This window comes from Moorena sp. SIO2C4, from assembly GCF_010672485.1.
GTDB classification, from domain to species: Bacteria; Cyanobacteriota; Cyanobacteriia; order Cyanobacteriales; family Coleofasciculaceae; genus Moorena; species Moorena producens.
The window spans coordinates 1-4400 of sequence record NZ_JAAHGN010000624.1 but is presented as its reverse complement, the minus strand read 5'-3'; the positions used below and the strand labels follow the sequence as shown (position 1 = coordinate 4400).

4 protein-coding genes are annotated in these 4400 nt (G+C 42.8%); 2 read left to right on the top strand and 2 right to left on the bottom strand.

Annotation, left to right across the window (positions count from 1 at the left end):
* The coding region (locus F6K20_RS25855) for an NAD(P)-dependent alcohol dehydrogenase (protein WP_287296554.1) at positions 1 to 467 on the top strand (467 nt) is incomplete at its 5' end.
* A gap of 320 nt (positions 468 to 787) precedes the next feature.
* On the opposite strand, the gene F6K20_RS25850 is transcribed toward F6K20_RS25855, so the two are convergent.
* A complete protein-coding gene (locus tag F6K20_RS25850; RefSeq protein ID WP_044493665.1) occupies positions 788 to 994 on the bottom strand; it encodes an SPOR domain-containing protein in 207 nt (68 codons plus the stop codon).
* Between the two features lie 319 nt (positions 995 to 1313).
* On the opposite strand from F6K20_RS25850, the gene F6K20_RS25845 reads away from it, so the two are divergent.
* Positions 1314 to 2270, top strand: coding sequence for a putative 2-dehydropantoate 2-reductase (locus F6K20_RS25845; RefSeq protein WP_008185827.1), 957 nt, complete (start codon positions 1314 to 1316; stop codon positions 2268 to 2270).
* Positions 2271 to 2765: 495 nt separating this feature from the next.
* Here F6K20_RS25845 and F6K20_RS25840 read toward each other — a convergent pair whose 3' ends face one another.
* Complete coding sequence (locus tag F6K20_RS25840) at positions 2766 to 3797, bottom strand: glycosyltransferase family 2 protein (protein WP_048815269.1); 1032 nt, start codon at positions 3795 to 3797, stop codon at positions 2766 to 2768.
* Positions 3798 to 4400: the final 603 nt, after the last annotated feature.

Genomic DNA, 4400 nt, shown 5'->3' with positions numbered 1-4400 from the left:
TCCAATCCTTCGGAGCCGAAGTGACTGGGGTGTGCAGCACCAGGAATTTAGACATGGTGCGCTCCATTGGTGCAGACCATGTTATTGATTACACTCAAGAAGATTTCACCAAAAATGGTCAGCATTATGACCTGATTCTTGATGCTGCAGCCTATCGTTCCATTTTGGATTACAAGAATATATTAACTCCCAACGGAATTTATGTCTTTGTCGGAGGTTCCATGGCACAACTTTTCCAACTTATGTTCCTAGGACCATGGATTTACATGACCGGGAGTAAGAAAATTGTGTCCCTGTTTATGGAACCAAACCAGAAGGATTTAGTGTTTATCAAGGAGCTTCTTGAAACCGGCAAAATAGCAGCTGTTATCGATAGAAGATACAGCTTAAGTAAAGTGCCTGAAGCTATCAGATATCTTGAACAAGGACACGCCCGAGGTAAAGTTGTAATAACGTTGGAAGATTAGGGAGTAGGGAGTAGGGAGTAGGGAGTAGGGAGTAGGGAGTAAGCATTCAGCCGTCAGCTGTCAGCGGTCAGCCTAATGCTTAAAATAAATCTGAAATGGGAGAATTTAATAGTTCGAGATTTTCTAGAATTGGCTGATAGCTGAACGCGCACGCGTGCGCGTAGCGCTTAAGCTGATAGCTGATTAGCTGAATTGTTCAACTATAGCCTTTCTTATGGCTATGAGGTACACAGGATTTTTGACCTATTTCCTCTTAACTCTTCCCTGCTCCCTGCTCCCTGCTCCCTGCTCCCTGTGCGATCGCTTACCAAATTACAACCCTAGGATTCCTCATCCAACGATTCCTCATCTATCGGATTACCGACATCAAAAACAATCACAAATTTAGCATCCGGCATCAGCCGTTTAAGAGCTTTTAAATGACCGTCGGCATCAGACCGGTTGCGGAACCGACCAACAACGACTCGCTGCATCTTGGGTAATAGCCGCATGATCACCCATGGATGAAGGCGCTCAGAATAAGTCATAATAAAAGTATCTCCTGTCATAGGGGACCCAAGGCTAGCCCGTAGATTTGTACGTTTCCCGGGCTAGCTCTTGAGGTGGAAGTTTTACCAACCACTCTTTTATAATAGCACAAATAATCTTTTATTGTAGCATATTTTGAAAATTTTTGTAACAAATTTGTAGGGAAGTTTTTTGGGTTTTGGTGATATTGTGATCTAGTTAGAGGTAGTATAAAAAAAATGCGATCGTTTTTTGAGAGCTTACTTATTTATAGTCATCTTCCCTATCTCCTCTTCTTGTCTAACTAATTTGCCACCCTAGCAGACCCATCTTCTCAAAATGTCCAATCGAACCTATGGAATTATCGGCACCGGTGCTATTGGCGGATTCTACGGTGCCAAACTGCAAAAAGCAGGTCATCAAGTCAGCTTTTTACTCCGTAGCGACTACCACCATGTCGCCGAAAACGGTTTAATTGTAAAATCAGTGGATGGTGATTTTACTCTGCCGGAAGTCGATGCCTACAACGATGTCAAAAAAATGCCCAATTGCGATGTAATCGTAGTAGCATTGAAGGCGACCCAAAATCATCATTTACCAGAGCTATTGCCGCCATTAATAAATGAAAATACCGTAGTGTTGCTCTTACAAAACGGCATCAATGTTGAACCAGAAATTTCCAAATTTATAGGAGAAAATACCCTAATCAGTGGGTTATGTTTTGTCTGTTCTAATAAAATAGGGCAGGGTCAGATTCACCACATCGACTATGGTATCATTACCCTAGGACAATATGCTCCTAACCATCAAGCTACTGGCATTACAGAACAAATGAGCCAAATTGCTAGGGATTTTGAAAGCGCAGGGATTCCTATTGAGTTGAGCGAAGATTTGCTGTTAGCTAGGTGGAAAAAGTTAGTGTGGAATATTCCGTATAATAGTCTTTCCGTGATTTTAAATGCCAGAACAGATGAAATCATGGCGAATCCCGATACGCGGCGTTTAGCAGAACAAATAATGGGGGAAGTGCTAGCAGGGGCAAAGAGTTGCGGGCGGATACTAGGCGACTACTTTATCCAAAAAATGCTCGACCATACCGAAAACATGAAATCTTATTTAACCAGCATGAAACTGGATTATGATGGAAAAAGACCCTTGGAAGTTGAGGCAATTGTGGGCAATCCTTTGCGGATGGCAAGGAAAGCAGGAGTTGATTTGCCCATGATTTCTATGCTTTATCGACAGTTGAAGTTTTTGGATGTTAGGAATCGGCTAGGCACTGGCCACCATAGCTAAGCATATGCGCTAAGCGAATAGTTTATGTAGTTTATGTAGGGTGGGCAGTGCATCAGATAGATTCCAAACCTTGCCATCGGTTTGCTAGGCACTGGCCACCATAGGATGAATCATAATGGTTATACAGCTCAGTAGTTTATGTAGGGTGGGCAGTGCATCAGATAGATTCCAAACCTTGCCATTTGATTGATAGGCACTGGCCACCATAGGATGAATCACAATGGTTATACAGCTCAGTTAAAGGTAATTCCTAATCTAGATTTGGTAATCAAAAAAAAGTAGAGACTGTATCAATAAAATCTCTACCGAATCTCACCCTATTGGCCACAAATTAAGGCAAAAGGCAATAGGCAAAAGGCAATAGGCAATAGGCAATAGGCAAAGGGGTTTAAAGTAATCATATCCCCATCTTATTAAGGGAGAGGGTATCTCTACTCCCTGTTCCCTGTTCCCTGATCCGAAGTTCCCTACTCCCTACTCCCTATTCCCTTTTACCTACACAGTCACCGAAGGTTTATTACTGACATTTTCCACTAAATTGTCAGCAATCCCAGTCTCAGGAAATGCGCGCTTAATCACATAGGATTCTAACAATGTACGCAGCCAACTTGGACACCAGCGACGCTGACAGAACTCCAATAACTTTCTCTCGAAACTCCCCTCTTGAGTTGACCACTTAGCCGGGAGTTGACGATTCTCAATCACCCACCTCCAAATCGACCACATTGAAGGATCATCCTTACCCAAATTCCACTTTTTGACTTGACGATTGAACACATCTCGTACAGATTCTTCATTCCATTTAAATACGTAAAATGGCACATCATCCTGGTCAAACCGAGTGATCTGTCGAGGATTGAGGAAAGTGATTCTAGATTTAGGTTCCAGGAAAATTGTCTCGCCTAAGTCCGTTGCCTGCATACATAAATCAGTATGACTCGCCAAGCTATCAAAGATTTCATCCAGTTCAATAGACTTGATCAGAGAATGACGAGCTAGGATACAATGAAACTCTACAGAATCTACTGGGGTACGATGTAAATCCTGCTCAACATCCCGTAATTGAGTACCATAGAGCAACTGCTTTTGCTCAAACCACTTTTTACCATGCTTTCTTTGGTGAAACTTGGTTTTAATCCCAGCAACATGTACCTCAATATCCGGAGAGCCTGGTTGCCCCTGTAAAATTAGAGGAGCAACAATACCAGCTTGCTCTTGTTCAGCACACTCAACCAAACGTTTTAACCAACCAGGCTCTACAATCACATCATTGTCAATAAAAACAATGTAATCCGCATCCTTAACAAACGGTAGAGCTATGTTACGAGCAACATTCGATCTCAAATAGCGTCCGCGATGGATCAAAGTCATGAATTCGTGTTTATCTGCCTGCTGTTGCAGATACTCATGCACTTGGGATGGAGCATTACCATCTACATAGATTAGGTCAAAAGGATAAGAGGAATAATCAGCAATAATACTGTCTAGGGAAGGCTTTGTTAAACTAAACCGCTCCCTCTGAGTCACGATTAATGTTACCTTAGATAAACCCATAAGCTGATAGATTAACCACGTTATGATGTGCTTAAAGTGTATCAGTTACAAGCAAAAAAAGCCCACTACTTTAGTATTACTAAATCAAGAAATTCTGGATAATTATCGCCGTTCTTATAGTAATTCTGACTCCCCATCTCCCTATCTCCCCATCAGGGTAGGTTTTTTACTTTGACCTCAGGTGTGGGGTGACCGGGTGTGGGGTGACCGGGTGTGGGGGATAAGAAAGCGATGCAGCGCTTTTTCAGGTGCGACCCGTGGCGAATTTAATTCTTAATAGGTCAAGCGCACCTAAGTTGTTTTCCTTTTCTTATCCCTGTGTACCGCCCCCGACCGGTCAGGGGTTGGGGGTGGGTTTGACCCAAATGTAAAAAACCTACCCAAGTGAGCTACTCCCTACTCCCTACTAAATTCGCCCATTCTCGATTCTAAATTCTAAATTCTAAATTCTAACTTCTAACTTCTAACTTCTAACTTCTAAATTCCCCACACCTCCCACACCTCCCACACCTCCCACACTTCCCTATCTTTCCCGACTCCCGATTCCCGACTCCCGATTCCCGACTCCCTAGTCCC